Source organism: Paraburkholderia sp. BR10954 (assembly GCF_040965775.1).
In the GTDB taxonomy this organism is placed as follows: domain Bacteria; phylum Pseudomonadota; class Gammaproteobacteria; order Burkholderiales; family Burkholderiaceae; genus Paraburkholderia; species Paraburkholderia youngii.
In genome coordinates, this window is record NZ_JBFRCK010000003.1 from 130,968 (window position 1) to 148,346 (window position 17,379).

The window sequence follows — 17,379 nt, forward strand, 5'->3', positions numbered from 1 at the left end:
TGATCGGAGCACAGAATGAAAAAAGCGCCGCGCAAGCGCGACGCTTCTTGAGTTGTCTACGCGTCGTGAGCGCGTAGTTTACTTTACTTGTCGAGCACAATGCGAAGCATACGACGCAGCGGTTCAGCCGCGCCCCACAGCAGCTGATCGCCGACCGTGAAGGCCGACAGATATTCGCCACCCATCGCGAGCTTGCGCACGCGGCCGACTGGCACCGTCAGCGTACCGGTGACGACCGCCGGGGACAGATCGCGTATCGACGCTTCGCGCTCGTTCGGCACGACCTTGACCCAGTCGTTGCCCGACGCGAGGATGCTGTTCACTTCGTCGAGCGGTACGTCCTTGTTCAGCTTGATCGTCAGCGCTTGCGAGTGACAGCGCATTGCGCCGATTCGCACGCACAGACCGTCGACCGGAATCGAACCCGGCGTGCCCATGGCCGGCTTGCCGAGAATCTTGTTGGTTTCCGCGCCGCCCTTCCACTCTTCCTTCGACATGCCGTTACCGAGATCCTTGTCGATCCACGGAATCAGCGAGCCCGCGAGCGGCACGCCGAAATGGTCGGTCGGCATGCTGTCGCTGTTCATCGCTTCGAGCACGCGGCGGTCGATGTCGAGAATCGCCGAAGCCGGGTCAGCCAGTTCGTTCTTCACCGCGCCGTTCAGCGTGCCCATTTGTGACAGCAATTCGCGCATGTTCTGCGCACCCGCGCCCGATGCGGCCTGGTAAGTCATGGCCGTCATCCAGTCGACGAGGTTTTCGCGGAACAGGCCGCCCAGCGCCATCAGCATGAGGCTGACCGTGCAGTTGCCGCCGATGAAGTTCTTCTGACCTTTGACGAGCGCGTTCTTGATCACGTCGAGGTTGACCGGATCGAGAATGATGACCGCATCGTCCTTCATGCGCAGCGACGAAGCTGCGTCGATCCAGTAACCGTTCCAGCCCGCCGCGCGCAGCTTCGGGAACACTTCGTTCGTGTAGTCACCGCCCTGGCAGGAGATGATCGCGTCGCACTTCTTCAGGTCTTCGATGCTTGTCGCATCTTTGAGCTTGGTCTCGTTTTTGGCGAACGACGGCGCGTTGCCACCCGCGTTGCTGGTGCTGAAAAACACCGGTTCGATCAAGTCGAAATCGCCTTCCTGCTGCATGCGTTGCATCAGGACGCTGCCGACCATGCCGCGCCAACCTACGAGACCTACGTTCATGACTTCATACCCTTCGAATGGAAACTTCCCCGCATCTTTGCCCGCAGTGACCGCGCGGGGAAGATGGGCGGGCACGACGGACGATCAGCGCTTCGTGATCGTTTTCGGGGTAATGGTTTTGATGGTAATGGCGAACTCGATTGCACGGGCCGTTGTGCCGTGCAATTTGGAAATCGAGGAGATTTGGGAGATCTGAGCCATCGCAACAATATACACGAAAAACAGAAAACTGGCGGCGTTCGTCGCCGTATGACGCGCGAATCGGCCTGTTTCAAGGACGATTCGCGCTTTAATGATCAGTATTGGTGACCTGACTACTGCACGCGTTTTACAGCGCGGCCACGACGGCATCGCCCATCGCGGCGGTGCCGACCTGCTTGCAACCCGGCGTGAGAATGTCGCCGGTGCGATAGCCTTGTTCGAGCACCTTCTTCACCGCGGTTTCGATGCGATCAGCCTGCTCGGCCCTATTGAGCGAATAGCGCAACATCATCGCGGCGGAGAGAATCGTAGCGAGCGGATTTGCAACGCCCTTGCCGGCGATATCCGGTGCGGAACCGTGCGACGGCTCGTACAAGCCCTTGTTGTTCTTGTCGAGCGACGCCGACGGCAGCATGCCGATCGAGCCGGTCAGCATGGCCGCTTCGTCGGAAAGGATGTCGCCGAACATGTTGCCCGTCACGATCACGTCGAACGACTTCGGCGCCTTCACGAGTTGCATCGCGGCGTTGTCGACGTACATGTGCGACAGCTCGACGTCCGTATATTCCTTCGACACGTCGATCATCACGTCCTTCCAGAACTGCGACGTTTCGAGCACGTTGGCTTTATCGACCGAGGTCAGCTTCTTGCCGCGCTTTTGCGCCGCCTGGAACGCGACGTGCGCGATGCGGCGCACTTCCGGTTCCGAATAGCGCATCGTGTCGAAGCCTTCCTTCGCGCCGGCGAACAGGCCGTCCGGCGACGTACGCACGCCGCGCGGCGCGCCGAAGTAGATGTCGCCGTTCAGTTCGCGCACGATCAGGATGTCGAGACCCGAAACGATCTCTTCCTTCAGCGACGACGCACCCGTCAGTTGCGGGTAGCAGATCGCCGGACGGAAGTTCGCGAATAGTTCCAGGTGCTTGCGCAGACCGAGGATCGCCTGCTCCGGGCGCAGCGCGCGTTCGAGCTTGTCGTATTTCCAGTCGCCGACCGCGCCGAACAGGATCGCGTCGGCTTCCTTCGCCAGTGCGAGCGTCGAATCGGGCAGCGGATGGCCCTTCGCTTCGTAGCCCGCGCCGCCGACCGGCGCTTCTTCGAGTTCGAACTTCTCGCCGAGCACGTTCAGGACCTTGACGGCCTCCTTGACGATTTCGGGACCGATGCCGTCGCCCGGCAATACTGCGATCTTCATGAGAATTCCTTGATGATTTTTTCGGGTGTTTCTCGCGCAAACCGACGCGGGCGCGGACTAGACGCGCCTACATTCTCACGGGTTCGCTTAACGGACGAGGCGATTGTTCAGCCACGGCTGCTTCGCGAGACGCTCCGCTTCGAACTGGCGGATCTTGTCCGCGTGACGCAGCGTGAGGCCGATGTCGTCGAAACCGTTCAGCAGGCAGTATTTGCGGAACGCCGCGACTTCGAACGGATATTCGGTGCCGCCGTCGGCCGTGCGCACGACTTGCGCTTCGAGGTCGATCGTCAGCTCGAAGCCGTTGAACGCATACGTCTCGTTGAACAGATGATCGACCTGCTGTTCGGTCAGCACGATCGGCAGCACGCCGTTCTTGAAGCAGTTGTTGTAAAAGATGTCGGCGAAGCTCGGCGCGATCAGCGCGCGAAAGCCGTACTGCTGCAACGCCCAGGGCGCGTGTTCGCGCGAGCTGCCGCAACCGAAATTCTTGCGCGCGAGCAGCACCGAGGCGCCCTGATAGCGCGGCTGGTTCAGCACGAAGTCGGGGTTCAGCGGACGCTTCGAGTTGTCCTGACCCGGTTCGCCGTGGTCGAGGTAGCGCCATTCGTCGAACGCGTTCGGACCGAAGCCCGTGCGCTTGATCGACTTCAGGAACTGCTTCGGAATGATCGCGTCCGTGTCGACGTTCTCGCGATCGAGCGGCGCCACGACGCCGGTGTGTACGATGAATTTATCCATGACGCTTGCGCCTGTTCAGGACCGGGCGATGCGACCGGCGGTTGGACCCCCGCGCCGCATCGCCGGCAAAAATCAAAAACCGCTTATTTCTCAGCGTGATTGCTGATCGAATTGCCGAGGTGCGACATGTCCTGGCCGAATCCGTGCACCGTGTTGCATCCGGCCAGCCCGAGCAGAAGCCCGGCGAGCGTGCCGAGTGCGAAGCGGCGCAATAGAGTGATGCGATTCATGTTCTTCATCATGCGATTCATCCAAGCTTGCGAATGTCGACGAAATGCCCTTCGATGGCTGCAGCCGCGGCCATTGCGGGGCTCACCAGGTGCGTGCGCCCACCGGCGCCCTGACGACCTTCGAAGTTCCGGTTCGACGTGGACGCGCAGCGCTCGCCCGGCTCGAGCCGGTCAGCGTTCATTGCCAGACACATCGAGCAACCCGGCTCACGCCATTCGAACCCGGCCTCGGTAAAGACCTTGTCGAGGCCTTCACGCTCCGCCTGCGCCTTCACGAGACCCGAACCCGGCACGACCATCGCCAGACGGATGTTCGGCGCGACGCGGCGGCCGAGCTTCTTCACGACGTAAGCCGCGGCGCGAATGTCTTCGATGCGCGCGTTGGTGCACGACCCGATGAAGATTTTATCCGGCTTGATTGACTCGATCGGCGCGTTCGGCTCGAGCGCCATGTACTTGAGCGCACGCTCCATCGCGTCGCGCTTGACCGGGTCCTTCTCGCGCTCCGGATCCGGCACGCGGCCGTCGACCGGCGTGACCATTTCCGGCGACGTGCCCCAAGTGACCTGCGGCACGATTTCGGCCGCGTTCAGCTCGACCACGCGATCGAAATGCGCGCCCTCGTCCGACTTGAACTGCTTCCAGTACTCGACCGCGTGATCCCATTCGACGCCCTGCGGCGAGAACGGACGGCCTTTCAGGTATTCGATCGTGGTGTCGTCGACGGCGACCATGCCGGCGCGCGCGCCCGCTTCGATCGCCATGTTGCAGACCGTCATGCGGCCTTCCATCGTCAGCGAACGGATCGTCGAGCCGCCGAATTCCATCGCGTAACCGGTGCCGCCCGCGGTGCCGATTTTGCCGATGATCGCGAGCACGATGTCCTTCGCGGTACAGCCGCGCGGCAGTTGGCCTTCGACCTTCACGAGCATGTTCTTGCTCTTCTTCTGCAGCAGCGTTTGCGTGGCCAGCACGTGCTCGACTTCCGACGTGCCTATGCCATGCGCGAGCGCGCCGAACGCGCCGTGCGTGGACGTGTGCGAGTCGCCGCAGACGATCGTCATACCCGGCAGCGTAGCCCCCTGTTCCGGCCCGATGATGTGGACGATGCCCTGACGCTGGTCGTTCATCTTGAACTGCGTGATGCCGAAGGCGTCGCAGTTCGCGTCGAGCGTGTCGACCTGCAGCTTCGAGACTGGATCGGCGATGCCGTGGCTGCGGTCCGTGGTTGGCACGTTGTGATCGGACACGGCCAGGTTCGCGCTGATGCGCCACACCGGACGGTGAGCCATTTTCAGGCCTTCGAACGCCTGCGGGCTGGTCACTTCATGCAGCAGGTGACGGTCGATGTAGAGAATCGCGGTGCCGTCGTCTTCCGTGTGGACCACGTGCGTGTTCCACAATTTGTCGTAGAGAGTCTGTGCCATGGTATGCGGGGTAGTAATGACTGCGGGCTGACTGTGTCGGTCGATTATGCCACGCGACGCACCGCGATGGGCTGCTTAAACAGCGAAAAAACCGATAAAAAACATGGAGTTGGCTGGTAGTGCCAATACCTGTATCGGTGTTACCCGGCAAGCATCGGCGAGCGGCGGCGCCAATGCGCCGCATGCACGATCCGCGGCGGCCGCAGAAACGGAAACGCCCCAACGGCAGACCCGTTGAGGCGTTTTATTTGCTCCGATTTCGCGCTTATGCGCGGCACGAATGCCGCGGCCAGGCGCGCGTATCGCTGTCGATCAGCGCTTAGCGCTGTGCGATCGGCTTCGCTTGACGCAGCGTCTCGCCGACGAACAGCTGACGCGGACGACCAATCTTCTGCTCGGGATCGGCGATCATTTCGTTCCACTGCGCGATCCAGCCGACCGTGCGTGCCATCGCGAAGATACACGTGAACATCGACGTCGGAATGCCCAGCGCGCGCTGCACGATACCCGAGTAGAAGTCGACGTTCGGGTACAGCTTGCGCGACACGAAGTATTCGTCTTCGAGCGCGATCTTTTCGAGTTCCATCGCGAGCTTGAACAGCGGGTCGTCGTGCAGGCCCAGTTCTTCGAGCACTTCGTGGCAGGTTTCGCGCATCAGCTTCGCGCGCGGGTCGTAGTTCTTGTACACGCGGTGGCCGAAGCCCATCAGCTTCACGCCCGAGTTCTTGTCCTTCACCTGCTTGATGAACTCAGGGATGTTGTCGACCGAGCCGATTTCTTCCAGCATGTTCAGCGCGGCTTCGTTCGCGCCGCCGTGCGCCGGGCCCCACAGACACGCGATACCCGCTGCGATACACGCGAACGGATTCGCACCCGACGAACCGGCGAGACGCACGGTCGAGGTCGACGCGTTCTGCTCGTGGTCCGCGTGCAGGATCAGGATACGGTCGAGCGCGCGCACCAGCACGTCGTTGACCACGTACTCTTCGCACGGATTCGAGAACATCATGCGCATGAAGTTTGCGCTGTACGACAGGTCGTTCTTCGGATACACGAACGGCTGGCCGATGCTGTACTTGTACGCCATCGCGACCAGCGTGGGCAGCTTGGCGATCATGCGGATCGCCGACACTTCGCGGTGACGCGGGTTGTTGATGTCGAGCGAGTCGTGATAGAACGCCGACAGCGCGCCGACTGCGGCAACCAGAATCGCCATCGGGTGCGCGTCGCGACGGAAGCCGCGGAAGAAGAACTGCATCTGCTCGTGCACCATCGTGTGCTTCGTGACGGTGCCGACGAATTCGGTCTTCTGCTTTTCGTTCGGCAGCTCGCCGTTCAGCAGCAGATAGCAGGTTTCGAGGAAGTCGGCGTTCTGCGCGAGGTTGTCGATCGCGTAGCCGCGGTAGAGCAATTCGCCCTTGTCGCCGTCGATGTAGGTGATCGCCGAATTGCACGCCGCCGTCGACATGAAGCCCGGGTCGTACGTGAATTTGCCGGTCTGGCCGTACAGTTTGCGAATGTCGATTACATCCGGGCCAATCGTGCCCTTGTAAATCGGCATTTCAACGCTCGGCGAATTGTCGCTAAACGATAGCGTGGCTTTAACATCTGACGGGGTCATAGCACATCCTCAATCGAAGTATGGATACAGGGTTTCGATAATTGCACGCCTGGAACAACGGACTGGCGGCGCTCAAGCATTGCGCAGCAACTCCAGAACCCGGACCACGTCCGGGTCGGCTAGATCGCCTTCTGGTTCCTTGCGTGCGAGCAGCAAGTCCATCAGGTCGTTATCGCTCAGCTCGAGCAGGCGCGTGAGTGCGCCAACGTCGGCATCGCTGAGGTCATGCTCATATCGGCTGAAAAAACGCTCGAAAATCAGGTCGTTTTCCAGCAGGCCCCGCCGTGCGCGCCAGCGAAGACGCGCGCGGCGGAGAGGGTCGGACTGATGCGATGTATCGGTCATGTCGGTACACCCCGCGCCGCGCCCAGGCGCGCTGACTGCCCTCTCGGGGACAGCCTGCGCCAAGGAGCGCGGGGCTCATTGATACTAGACAGCGCGGCGAACCATCAATTCCTTGATCTTGCCGATTGCCTTGGTCGGGTTCAGGCCCTTCGGGCAAACGTCGACGCAGTTCATGATCGTGTGGCAACGGAACAGACGGTAAGGGTCTTCGAGGTTATCGAGGCGCTCGCCGGTTGCCTGGTCGCGGCTGTCCGCGATGAAGCGGTAGGCTTGCAGCAGACCGGCCGGGCCGACGAACTTGTCCGGATTCCACCAGAAGCTCGGGCACGACGTCGAGCAGCTCGCGCACAGGATACATTCGTACAGGCCGTCGAGCTCGTCGCGTTCTTCCGGCGACTGCAGACGCTCCTTTTCCGGCGGCGGCGTATCGTTGATCAGGTACGGCTTGATCGAGTGATACTGGTTGAAGAACTGCGTGAAGTCGCAGATCAGGTCACGCACGACGGGCAGGCCCGGCAGCGGACGCAGCACGATCTTCTGCGGCAGGTCGTTCAGGTTCGTCAGGCACGCGAGGCCGTTCTTGCCGTTGATGTTCATTGCGTCCGAACCGCACACGCCTTCGCGGCACGAGCGACGGAACGACAGGGTTTCGTCGAGCGCCTTCAGCTTGACGAGCGCGTCGAGCAGCATGCGTTCGTGCGAGTCGATTTCGATCTCGTACGTTTGCATGCGCGGAGCGGCGTCCTTGTCCGGATCGTAGCGGTAAATTTCAAATGTACGCTTGGCCATTTCTCTGAATTCCTTTGACTTGTGCCTTAGAAGGTACGCGCTTTCGGCGGAACCGATTCGACGGTCAGCGGCTGCATGTGAACCGGCTTGTAGTCGAGGCGATCGCCTTCGCTGAACCACAACGTATGGCGCAGCCAGTTTTCGTCGTCGCGATGTTCGAAGTCGTTTTGCGCGTGCGCGCCGCGGCTTTCCTTGCGCGCTTCGGCGGAGACCATCGTGGCGCGTGCCACTTCGATCAGGTTCGCCACTTCCAGCGCTTCGACGCGGGCCGTGTTGAACACCTTCGACTTATCCTTCAGATGGATGTTGTCGACGCGTGCGGCCACTTCGCGGATGGCTTCGACACCTTGGGCCAGCAGCGCCGAGGTGCGGAACACGCCAGCGTGCTTCTGCATCGTGCCGCGGATGTCGTTCGCGACCGACTGGGCGTACTCGCCCGACGACGAGCTATCGAGCTTCGCCAGACGCGACAGCGCGAAGTCGGCTGCATCTGCCGGCAGCGGCTTGTGTTCCTTCAGTTCCTTCACGTGCTTGACGATGTGATTGCCGGCAGCGCGGCCGAACACCACCAGGTCGAGCAGCGAGTTCGTGCCGAGACGGTTCGCACCGTGCACCGACACGCACGAGCATTCGCCCACTGCGTAGAAACCGTTGACGACTTCTTCGTGGCCCTTCGGCGTACCGACGACCTGGCCGTTGATGTTCGTCGGAATACCGCCCATCTGGTAGTGGATGGTCGGCACGACCGGGATCGGCTCCTTGATGCAGTCGACGTTCGCGAACTTCAGCGCGATCTCGCGGATCGACGGCAGACGCTTCATGATCGTCTCGGCGCCGATGTGCGACAGGTCGAGCAGCACGTGATCCTTGTTCGGACCCACGCCGCGGCCTTCCTTGATTTCCTGGTCCATCGAACGCGAAACGAAGTCGCGCGGCGCCAGGTCCTTCAGCGTCGGCGCGTAGCGTTCCATGAAACGCTCGCCGTTCGAGTTACGCAGAATACCGCCTTCGCCGCGCACGCCTTCGGTGATCAGCACGCCCGCGCCGGCCACGCCGGTCGGGTGGAATTGCCAGAATTCCATGTCCTGCAGCGCGATGCCCGAACGGGCCGCCATGCCGAGGCCGTCACCGGTGTTGATGAACGCGTTGGTCGATGCCGCGAAGATCCGGCCTGCGCCGCCCGTGGCGAACAGCGTGGTCTTGCCTTCGAGGATGTAGACGTCGCCGGTTTCCATTTCCAGCGCGGTCACGCCGAGCACGTCGCCGTCGGCGTCGCGGATCAGGTCCAGCGCCATCCATTCGACGAAGAATTGCGTCTTGGCAGCAACGTTCTGCTGGTACAGCGTGTGCAGCAGCGCGTGACCGGTACGGTCAGCCGCTGCGCAAGCGCGTTGCACCGGCTTTTCGCCGTAGTTCGCGGTGTGGCCGCCGAACGGGCGCTGATAGATCGTGCCGTCGGCGTTACGGTCGAACGGCATGCCGAAGTGTTCGAGTTCGTAGACGGCGTTCGGTGCTTCACGGCACATGAACTCGATCGCGTCCTGGTCGCCGAGCCAGTCGGAGCCCTTGATCGTGTCGTAGAAGTGATAGTGCCAGTTGTCTTCGCTCATGTTGCCGAGCGAAGCGCCGATGCCGCCCTGGGCCGCGACCGTATGCGAACGCGTCGGAAACACCTTGGACAGCACGCAGACCGACAGACCGGCGCGCGCCAGTTGCAGCGACGCGCGCATCCCCGAGCCGCCCGCGCCGACGATAACCACGTCAAACTTGCGACGCGGCAGAGAATTCTTGATTGCAACCATGCTTTTATACTCTCCAGAGAATCTGCGCAGCGTAGCCCGCACATGCGAGCAGCCAGAGGATCGTCAGCGCCTGCAGGACGAGACGCGTGCCAACGGGCTTCACGTAATCCATCCAGATGTCGCGCACACCCACCCACGCGTGATAGAACAGCGAGAGAAGCGTGACGAACGTGGCGAGCTTCATCCACTGCGTCGCGAAGATCGACGCCCAGCCGTCGTACGAGAAGTCGCGTGCGAGGAAGAACCACGCGAGCAGAATCACCGTGTACACCGCCATCACGACGGCGGTGACGCGTTGCGCGAGCCAGTCGCGCAGACCGTAATGCGCGCCGACGACGAGACGCTTCGAACCGATTCGGTTATTGGCTGCCATTTTTTAGAATGCTCCGAACAGTTTTGCCGCGAATGCGATGGTAAGCAGCGACGACACGACAAACACGACGATAGAGGTCGACTTGCCCTTTTCTTTCGACACGGCATCGTGATTCGTATCCATCAAGAGGTGACGGATGCCGGCGCAGAAATGGAACAGGAAAGCCCACGCGAGAACCAGCGTGATCAGCTTGACGATGATGTTGGAGAGGAAGCCCTTGAAGACTTCGAAGCTCAGTTCGGAAGTCAGGCTCTGATCGAAGAGGAACAGCAGGAACGGAAGGAAAAGAAACAACAAGGCACCGCTCACACGATGCAGAATCGACACGCGCCCCGCCAGCGGGAGACGGTATGCCGTCAATATTTGCCCAATACCGATGTTCCGGAATTCCGGCCTCGGTTTCTTTACCGCTTCTGCCATGCTAGACCCCTACTATGTAGTCACACTAATCCGCAATTTTAGCGCCTTTTTATATCGCGCTGCAGCGAAAACCACGCCAGGTCCTTGCTGCGCGCGCTATGAAAGCGCCTTCCGATCGGCACGCGTGTGGGACGCCGCGCCTCGTTTCAGCCCGATTCAGCTCAGATCGTTCTGATAGTAATACCCGGTTGTGACATACCAACCTCGCCGGACCTCAACCGGCCGGTCCCCATAGGTATAGGACACGCGCTCGACCGAGAGCAACGGAAAACCCGCCGGCACATGCAGCAGGTCTGCCACGGAAGGCTCCGCCGCGACAGCGCGGATTTTTTCCGTCGCGCGAATCATGCGGGTGCCGAATTCGGTCTCGAACATCGCGTAGAGGGGACCTTTGTACTCCGAAAGCCGCTCGAGCGTGAGCCCGCGGAACACGGCGCCTGGCAGCCAGATTTCGTCGAGCACGGTCACTTCGCCGTCGAACTGCAGCAAACGCTTGATCAGCACGACCGGATCGGCCGGCTTCAGATCGAGTTGCCGGGCGATTTCCGCCGATGCGCGCAGCCGCCGGCATTCGAGCAGACGGCTCACGTGCGGATGCTCCGCGCCGTCGTCGGCGAGCAATCGCAGGAAACGGAACTGCGCGCGTTCTTCGTTGTGCGTCGCAACGAACGTGCCCTTGCCCTGACGGCGCACCAGCAGGTTGTCGGCGGCCAGCTCGTCGATCGCCTTGCGCACCGTACCCTGACTCACCTTGAAACGCGCGGCCAGTTCGACTTCACTAGGAATGATCTCGCCCGGCTTCCATTCGCCGCTTTCGAGGCTCTGCGTAATCAAGCCCTTGATCTGCTGATACAAGGGGCTGAAGGTCGGCGACGCGGCAGCGGAAACAGCGGATACAGCTTCGCCCGCGGCCCCCTGGCCATTCGGGTTTACAGGATTCGCCGGGTTCGAATTCATGCGCGCATTTCATCATAAAGCGCCGGGGCACGTCTAGGGTTTTCCCCTCGATAGATGTGTCTTATATAAGACATAAGATACTGTTGACTTTGTCGGTTTCGACTCCTACACTCCTTGTCGAGCAAGGGTTTGCGGGATTTTGCGGCAGCTGTTTGATGCAGCACCGCGACGCTCCGGCCGCCACTCTGCACCATGCCGTCCCCTACGCAGTCCAGGTTTCGATTCGCCGCCATCCGTTGCATTCGCGTGCTGTTCCGTGTTGCAGCCGCTGGCCCGACACTCGCCGAAACGCGCTGTTCGCAGGAGCCCGCACCGTGCAGTTGCGGCCCCGGCGTAAGCCCTGGGCCATCCCGTCCCGCTCGGTAGTACGGATTTCCGGCACGGCGGTCTTGCCGCAACGCGCCGCCCGGTCTCGGCACATTCCGAGCCCGCACGCGAACAGTGAATTCCGCCGTGTTTCATAACGCTTCGCTGAACGCGCATATAGAATGGCGTTTTCCCTAGCGTCTAACGCATCGTCCTGGAGATTTCTCAATGGCTAAGCCCGCAAAGCGCGTTGCCGTCACCGGCGCCGCAGGTCAAATCGCTTACTCCCTGCTGTTCCGCATCGCCAATGGCGACCTGCTCGGCAAGGACCAGCCGGTGATCCTGCAACTGCTCGATCTGCCGCAAGCGCAAGCCGCCGTCAAAGGCGTCGTGATGGAACTGGATGATTGCGCATTCCCGCTGCTGTCGGGCGTCGTGATCACGGACGACCCGAAGGTCGCGTTCAAGGACGCCGACATCGCCCTGCTCGTCGGCGCGCGTCCGCGTTCGAAGGGCATGGAGCGCAAGGATCTGCTGTCGGCCAACGCCGAAATCTTCACGGTTCAGGGCAAGGCGCTTAACGAAGTCGCCAGCCGCGACGTGAAGGTTCTGGTGGTCGGCAACCCGGCCAACACGAACGCGTACATCGCAATGAAGTCGGCGCCAGATCTGCCGAAGAAGAACTTCACCGCGATGCTGCGTCTGGACCACAACCGCGCGCTGTCGCAACTGGCGGCCAAGTCGGGCAAGCCGGTCGCGTCGATCGAAAAGCTCGCGGTGTGGGGCAACCACTCGCCGACCATGTACCCGGACTTCCGCGTCGCAACGGCTGAAGGTCAGGACCTGACCAAGCTGATCAACGACGAAGAATGGAACCGCAACACGTTCATCCCGACCGTCGGCAAGCGCGGCGCGGCGATCATCGAAGCGCGCGGCCTGTCGTCGGCGGCATCGGCGGCTAACGCTGCGATCGATCACGTGCGTGACTGGGTGCTCGGCACGAACGGCAAGTGGGTCACGATGGGCATCCCGTCGGACGGCTCGTACGGCATCCCTGAAGACATCATCTACGGCGTGCCCGTGACCTGCGAAAACGGCGAGTACAAGCGCGTCGAAGGTCTGGCAATCGACGCGTTCTCGCGCGAAAAGATGGACGCTACGCTGCAGGAACTGCTGGAAGAGCGCGACGGCGTTCAGCACCTGCTCGGCTAAGCATCTGATCTGATGCCGATGAACCGGAACTCCGAAGCGTCAGCGCGGCGGGTTCCGGTTTTTTTCGTGCGAATGGCGCCGCGATGGTCACCGTTCGCCTCTGATTCGAACGTGCTTTGCCGTCGCCCGACTGCGCTTGCGCAGAGCACACCCGAATCCGACATTCCTAATCCTCACCACGCCCCACACGCCGAAGATGCGCGTTCTCACACCCGCCGAAGTGCTGTTTGAGGGCGAAGCGCCGCCCGCTGTTCTGCCTGCCTGCGACCACTACGCGGGAAGCGAAAAGCTGATGCTGAAGTCGCTCGCGTTACAGCAGCAACTCGGCCCGGTGTTCGATATCACACTCGATTGCGAAGACGGCGCGCAGGTCGGCCGCGAGGCCGAGCACGCGGAACTGGTCGCATCGCTGCTGGGCAGCGAGCACGACCGCTTCGGCCGCGTCGGCGTACGCATCCACGACTTCGCTCACGCGCACTGGCGCGACGACGTGCGCCTGATTCTGCGCGCCGCAAAGCGGGCACCCGCCTATATCACGCTGCCCAAAATCCGCAACGTCCACGACGCCGCCGAAATGATCGCGTTCATCGAGGCGACGCGGCGCGAGCTCGGCATCGCGCAGCCGGTGCCGGTGCAGTTGCTGGTCGAAACTCACGGCGCGCTCACGCGCGTGTTCGAACTGGCCGCGCTGCCAGGCGTCGAGGCGCTGAGCTTCGGCCTGATGGACTTCGTCTCCGCGCACGACGGCGCGATCCCCGATACCGCGATGCGCTCGCCGGGCCAATTCGATCATCCGCTCGTGCGGCGCGCGAAGCTCGAAATTTCGGCGGCCTGCCATGCGTACGGCAAGGTGCCGTCGCACAACGTCAGCACCGAAGTGCGCGACATGAGCGTGGTCGCAAATGACGCGCAGCGCGCCCGCAATGAATTCGGCTACACGCGCATGTGGAGCATTCATCCGGCGCAGATCGAGGCGATCGTCGCCGCGTTCGCGCCGCGCGACGAAGAAATCGCGACGGCCACCGAAATCCTGCTGGCCGCGCAGTCCGCGCATTGGGGCCCGACGCGTCACGGTGATACGCTGCACGACCGTGCGAGCTACCGCTATTACTGGTCGGTGCTGCGCCGCGCGCAGAACACCGGCCGCGCTGTTCCGCAAGAAGCGGCGCCGCTCTTTGCGCAAGTTGGCGCCAACGGACAGTCAGTGGCATAAGCGACGCGTTTTTCAAACGGCGGCAGCGATGAGCCGGCACACAGGAGTAGGCGGAACATGAGCGAGACGACGCAAGCCGCTGACGCAACAGGCGGCAACGAAACGCAAAGCGGCTTCAAACCGAAGAAATCCGTCGCGCTGTCGGGCGTGACCGCGGGCAACACCGCGCTGTGCACGGTCGGCAAGACCGGCAACGATCTTCACTATCGCGGCTACGACATTCTCGATATCGCAGGCGCGTGCGAATTCGAGGAGATCGCTTACCTGCTGGTCCACGGCAAGCTGCCGACCCAGTCCGAATTGACCGCCTACAAGACGAAGCTGAAGTCGATGCGCGGTCTGCCCGCCAACGTGAAGGCCGCGCTCGAATGGATTCCGGCCGCCGCGCATCCGATGGACGTGATGCGCACCGGCGTGTCGGTGCTCGGCACGGTGCTGCCCGAGAAGGACGATCACAACCTGCCCGGCGCGCGCGACATCGCCGACAAGCTGATGGCCTCGCTCGGCTCGATGCTGCTGTACTGGTATCACTACTCGCACAACGGCAAGCGCATCGAGGTCGAAACCGACGACGATTCGATCGGCGGCCATTTCCTGCATCTGCTGCATGGCGTCGAGCCGTCGAAGGCGTGGGTCGAGGCGATGCACGTGTCGCTGAACCTGTACGCGGAGCACGAGTTCAATGCGTCGACGTTCACGGGCCGCGTGATCGCGGGCACGGGCTCGGACATGTATTCGGCGATCACCGGCGCGATCGGCGCGCTGCGCGGCCCGAAGCACGGCGGCGCCAACGAAGCCGCGTTCGACATCCAGTCGCGCTACCAGACACCCGACGAAGCCGAAGCCGACATCCGCCGCCGCGTCGAGAACAAGGAAGTCGTGATCGGCTTCGGCCATCCGGTGTACACGATCTCGGACCCGCGCAACAAGGTCATCAAGGAAGTCGCGAAGAAGCTGTCGAAGGAAGCGGGCAACATGAAGCTGTTCTCGATCGCCGAGCGCCTCGAATCGGTGATGTGGGAAGCGAAGAAGATGTTCGCGAACCTCGACTGGTTCAGCGCGGTGTCGTATCACATGATGGGCGTGCCAACCGCGATGTTCACGCCGCTGTTCGTGATCTCGCGTACGGCGGGATGGAGCGCGCACATCATCGAACAGCGCGTCGACAACAAGATCATCCGGCCGAGCGCGAATTACACCGGACCCGAGAATTTAAAGTACGTGCCGCTAAATAGGAGAAAATAGCGGTCGCTGTGCGCTCCACAGCGCGTGCAGTTCAACCCGCGCGGCCGCCGGACCGGTCGTCCGCGCACTGTTTAACTGATTTGATAGAAAGGTTTTCTCCATGAAAAAGCTGATGATCGCCGCCATGATTGGCGCCCTGTCTACGACGATGCTGACCGTCGCGACTGACGCCGCTGCTGCGGACACGGCCACCACCACCACGAAGAAGGCCGTCGCCAAGCGCCCGGAGCCGCGCCGCCTGGTCAAGCGCAAGGCCAATCCGGTGAAGGAAGCGAAGGTCGATCCGATCCCGGAAGGGGCGGAAAAGTGGTCGTGCAAGGACGGTCTGGCTTTCGAAATGAAAGGCGACATGAAGCGTGACCAGATCGTCACCGTTCACTGGGCGAACAAGAACTACAACCTGCCGCGCGAAGCGACCACCACGGGCGCTGACCGCTTCCACGACGCGGCATCCGGTATGGACCTCGTCGTGATCCCGACGAAGGCCATGCTGTTCCAGGACAAGGACAGCTCGCGTCTCGCCGACGAGTGCAAGACGGTCGCGATGGAACAGGGCGCGCCGGCAGCAACGCAATCGAACGCGATCAACAAGACCGGCAACTGATTTTCGCCGCCAGGGAAGCCCCCGATGTCCGCCCCGATCTCCAACGTACGACCCGCCCCGGACGCCGTCCTGGTCGATATCGTCGACTACGTGCTGGATTACCGGATCGACAACGCGCTCGCGCTGGAAACCGCGCGTCATTGCCTGATCGACACGCTCGGTTGCGGACTCGAGGCGCTTACCTACCCGGCCTGCACCAAGCTGATGGGACCAATCGTGGCAGGCACGATCGTCCCCAACGGCGCGAAGGTGCCGGGCACGTCGTTCCAGCTGGACCCCGTTCAGGCCGCCTTCAACATCGGCGCGATGATCCGCTGGCTCGACTTCAACGACACCTGGCTCGCGGCCGAATGGGGCCATCCGTCCGATAACCTCGGCGGCATTCTCGCGACGGCCGACTGGCTCTCGCGTACCGCCATCGCAGCCGGCAAAGCGCCGCTGACGATGAAAGACGTCCTGATCTCGATGATCAAGGCGCACGAAATTCAAGGCTGCATCGCGCTCGAGAACTCGTTCAACAAGGTCGGGCTCGATCATGTGCTGCTCGTCAAGCTCGCGTCGACCGCGGTGGTCGGCCAGCTGATCGGCCTCACGCGCGAAGAGCTGATCAACGCGGTATCGCAGGCGCTCGTCGATGGGCAGGCGCTGCGCACCTACCGCCATGCGCCGAACACCGGTTCGCGCAAATCGTGGGCTGCCGGCGACGCCACCGCGCGCGCCGTGCGCCTCGCGCTGATCTCGAAGACCGGCGAGATGGGCTATCCGTCGGTGCTCAGCGCGAAAACGTGGGGCTTCTACGACGTGCTGTTCAACGGCAACGCGTTCCGGTTCCAGCGTCCGTACGGCTCGTACGTGATGGAAAACGTGCTGTTCAAGATCTCGTTTCCGGCCGAGTTCCACGCGCAAACCGCCGCGGAAGCCGCGCTCGCGCTGCATGCGCAGCTCTCGCGCCAAGGCCGGCGCGTCGAAGACATTCGCCGCGTGACGATCCGCACGCACGAAGCCGCGATTCGCATCATCGATAAAAAAGGCCCGCTGAACAATCCGGCCGACCGTGATCATTGCATCCAGTACATGATCGCAGTGCCGCTGATTTTCGGCCGTCTGACGGCCGCCGATTACGAAGATTCAGTGGCGCAGGACTCGCGTATCGATGCGTTGCGCGCGAAAATGGAATGCGTAGAAGATCCACAGTTCACGAAGGATTATCACGACCCGGAGAAGCGTTCGATCGCCAATGCACTGACGATCGAATTCAACGACGGGTCGAAGTTCGGGGAAGTCGTAGTCGAATACCCGATCGGTCATAAGCGCCGCCGCGAGGACGGTATTCCGTTGCTGGTCGAGAAGTTCAAGACCAACCTCGCGCGGCGCTTTCCGGTCAAGCAACAACTGGCGATTCTCGACGTCTCGCTCGACCAGGCCAAGCTCGAAGCGACGCCGGTCAATGAATACGTCGATCTTTACGTCATCTAGGCTGAGTACTGTAGTTC

At 61.9% G+C, this 17,379-nt stretch carries 18 protein-coding genes; 6 read left to right on the forward strand and 12 right to left on the reverse strand.

Going from position 1 to position 17,379, the window contains the following annotated elements; translation table 11 throughout:
- Nucleotides 1–83: 83 nt before the first annotated feature.
- The gene (gene asd / locus AB4Y34_RS05610) at nt 84–1,205 is read right to left on the reverse strand and encodes an aspartate-semialdehyde dehydrogenase (RefSeq protein ID WP_176378867.1); all 1,122 of its coding nucleotides are present in this window, start codon (nt 1,203–1,205) and stop codon (nt 84–86) included.
- Nucleotides 1,206–1,268: 63 nt separating this feature from the next.
- Here asd and AB4Y34_RS05615 point away from each other — a divergent pair, with 63 nt between their 5' ends.
- On the forward strand, nt 1,269–1,514 hold the full coding sequence (locus AB4Y34_RS05615; RefSeq protein WP_368715484.1) for a hypothetical protein: 246 nt from the start codon (nt 1,269–1,271) through the stop codon (nt 1,512–1,514).
- Nucleotides 1,515–1,533: 19 nt separating this feature from the next.
- Here the strand turns inward: AB4Y34_RS05615 and leuB are convergent, their stop codons facing one another.
- From leuB to AB4Y34_RS05670, 11 genes are all read right to left on the reverse strand, one after another.
- Nucleotides 1,534–2,601: a 3-isopropylmalate dehydrogenase gene (leuB, locus tag AB4Y34_RS05620; protein ID WP_176378865.1), complete on the reverse strand. Its 1,068-nt coding sequence runs from the start codon at nt 2,599–2,601 to the stop codon at nt 1,534–1,536.
- Between the two features lie 87 nt (nt 2,602–2,688).
- The gene (gene leuD / locus AB4Y34_RS05625) at nt 2,689–3,342 is read right to left on the reverse strand and encodes a 3-isopropylmalate dehydratase small subunit (RefSeq protein WP_018424120.1); all 654 of its coding nucleotides are present in this window, start codon (nt 3,340–3,342) and stop codon (nt 2,689–2,691) included.
- A gap of 83 nt (nt 3,343–3,425) precedes the next feature.
- Nucleotides 3,426–3,584 (reverse strand): entericidin A/B family lipoprotein, encoded by a 159-nt coding sequence (locus tag AB4Y34_RS05630; RefSeq protein WP_013092936.1) that lies wholly within the window; start codon nt 3,582–3,584, stop codon nt 3,426–3,428.
- Nucleotides 3,585–3,589: 5 nt separating this feature from the next.
- On the reverse strand, nt 3,590–4,999 hold the full coding sequence (leuC, locus tag AB4Y34_RS05635; protein ID WP_176378862.1) for a 3-isopropylmalate dehydratase large subunit: 1,410 nt from the start codon (nt 4,997–4,999) through the stop codon (nt 3,590–3,592).
- Between the two features lie 319 nt (nt 5,000–5,318).
- On the reverse strand, nt 5,319–6,620 hold the full coding sequence (gltA, locus tag AB4Y34_RS05640; protein WP_176107167.1) for a citrate synthase: 1,302 nt from the start codon (nt 6,618–6,620) through the stop codon (nt 5,319–5,321).
- Between the two features lie 72 nt (nt 6,621–6,692).
- A complete protein-coding gene (locus tag AB4Y34_RS05645; RefSeq protein WP_008924386.1) occupies nt 6,693–6,965 on the reverse strand; it encodes a succinate dehydrogenase assembly factor 2 in 273 nt (90 codons plus the stop codon).
- Between the two features lie 84 nt (nt 6,966–7,049).
- Nucleotides 7,050–7,754 carry a succinate dehydrogenase iron-sulfur subunit gene (locus AB4Y34_RS05650; RefSeq protein WP_008924387.1) on the reverse strand — a complete coding sequence of 235 codons (705 nt, stop codon included), beginning with the start codon at nt 7,752–7,754 and terminating at the stop codon, nt 7,050–7,052.
- A gap of 26 nt (nt 7,755–7,780) precedes the next feature.
- Entirely contained in the window at nt 7,781–9,556 is a 1,776-nt protein-coding gene (sdhA, locus tag AB4Y34_RS05655) for a succinate dehydrogenase flavoprotein subunit (protein ID WP_176378861.1), read from the reverse strand.
- A gap of 4 nt (nt 9,557–9,560) precedes the next feature.
- Complete coding sequence (sdhD, locus tag AB4Y34_RS05660; RefSeq protein ID WP_013092932.1) at nt 9,561–9,929, reverse strand: succinate dehydrogenase, hydrophobic membrane anchor protein; 369 nt, start codon at nt 9,927–9,929, stop codon at nt 9,561–9,563.
- Nucleotides 9,930–9,932: 3 nt separating this feature from the next.
- Entirely contained in the window at nt 9,933–10,349 is a 417-nt protein-coding gene (gene sdhC, locus AB4Y34_RS05665; protein ID WP_013092931.1) for a succinate dehydrogenase, cytochrome b556 subunit, read from the reverse strand.
- A 156-nt stretch (nt 10,350–10,505) separates the two neighbouring features.
- Nucleotides 10,506–11,306, reverse strand: coding sequence for a GntR family transcriptional regulator (locus AB4Y34_RS05670; RefSeq protein WP_176107165.1), 801 nt, complete (start codon nt 11,304–11,306; stop codon nt 10,506–10,508).
- 534 nt (nt 11,307–11,840) lie between these two features.
- Here AB4Y34_RS05670 and AB4Y34_RS05675 point away from each other — a divergent pair.
- The 5 genes from AB4Y34_RS05675 (at nt 11,841) to AB4Y34_RS05695 (ending at nt 17,362) form a co-directional block, all read left to right on the forward strand.
- Nucleotides 11,841–12,824, forward strand: coding sequence for a malate dehydrogenase (locus AB4Y34_RS05675; RefSeq protein ID WP_013092929.1), 984 nt, complete (start codon nt 11,841–11,843; stop codon nt 12,822–12,824).
- 196 nt (nt 12,825–13,020) lie between these two features.
- Nucleotides 13,021–14,037 carry a CoA ester lyase gene (locus AB4Y34_RS05680; RefSeq protein WP_176378860.1) on the forward strand — a complete coding sequence of 339 codons (1,017 nt, stop codon included), beginning with the start codon at nt 13,021–13,023 and terminating at the stop codon, nt 14,035–14,037.
- 57 nt (nt 14,038–14,094) lie between these two features.
- Complete coding sequence (prpC, locus tag AB4Y34_RS05685) at nt 14,095–15,282, forward strand: 2-methylcitrate synthase (RefSeq protein ID WP_368715485.1); 1,188 nt, start codon at nt 14,095–14,097, stop codon at nt 15,280–15,282.
- A 100-nt stretch (nt 15,283–15,382) separates the two neighbouring features.
- The gene (locus AB4Y34_RS05690) at nt 15,383–15,886 is read left to right on the forward strand and encodes a hypothetical protein (RefSeq protein WP_176107162.1); all 504 of its coding nucleotides are present in this window, start codon (nt 15,383–15,385) and stop codon (nt 15,884–15,886) included.
- Nucleotides 15,887–15,910: 24 nt separating this feature from the next.
- Complete coding sequence (locus AB4Y34_RS05695) at nt 15,911–17,362, forward strand: bifunctional 2-methylcitrate dehydratase/aconitate hydratase (RefSeq protein ID WP_368715486.1); 1,452 nt, start codon at nt 15,911–15,913, stop codon at nt 17,360–17,362.
- The last annotated feature ends 17 nt before the right edge of the window (nt 17,363–17,379 follow it).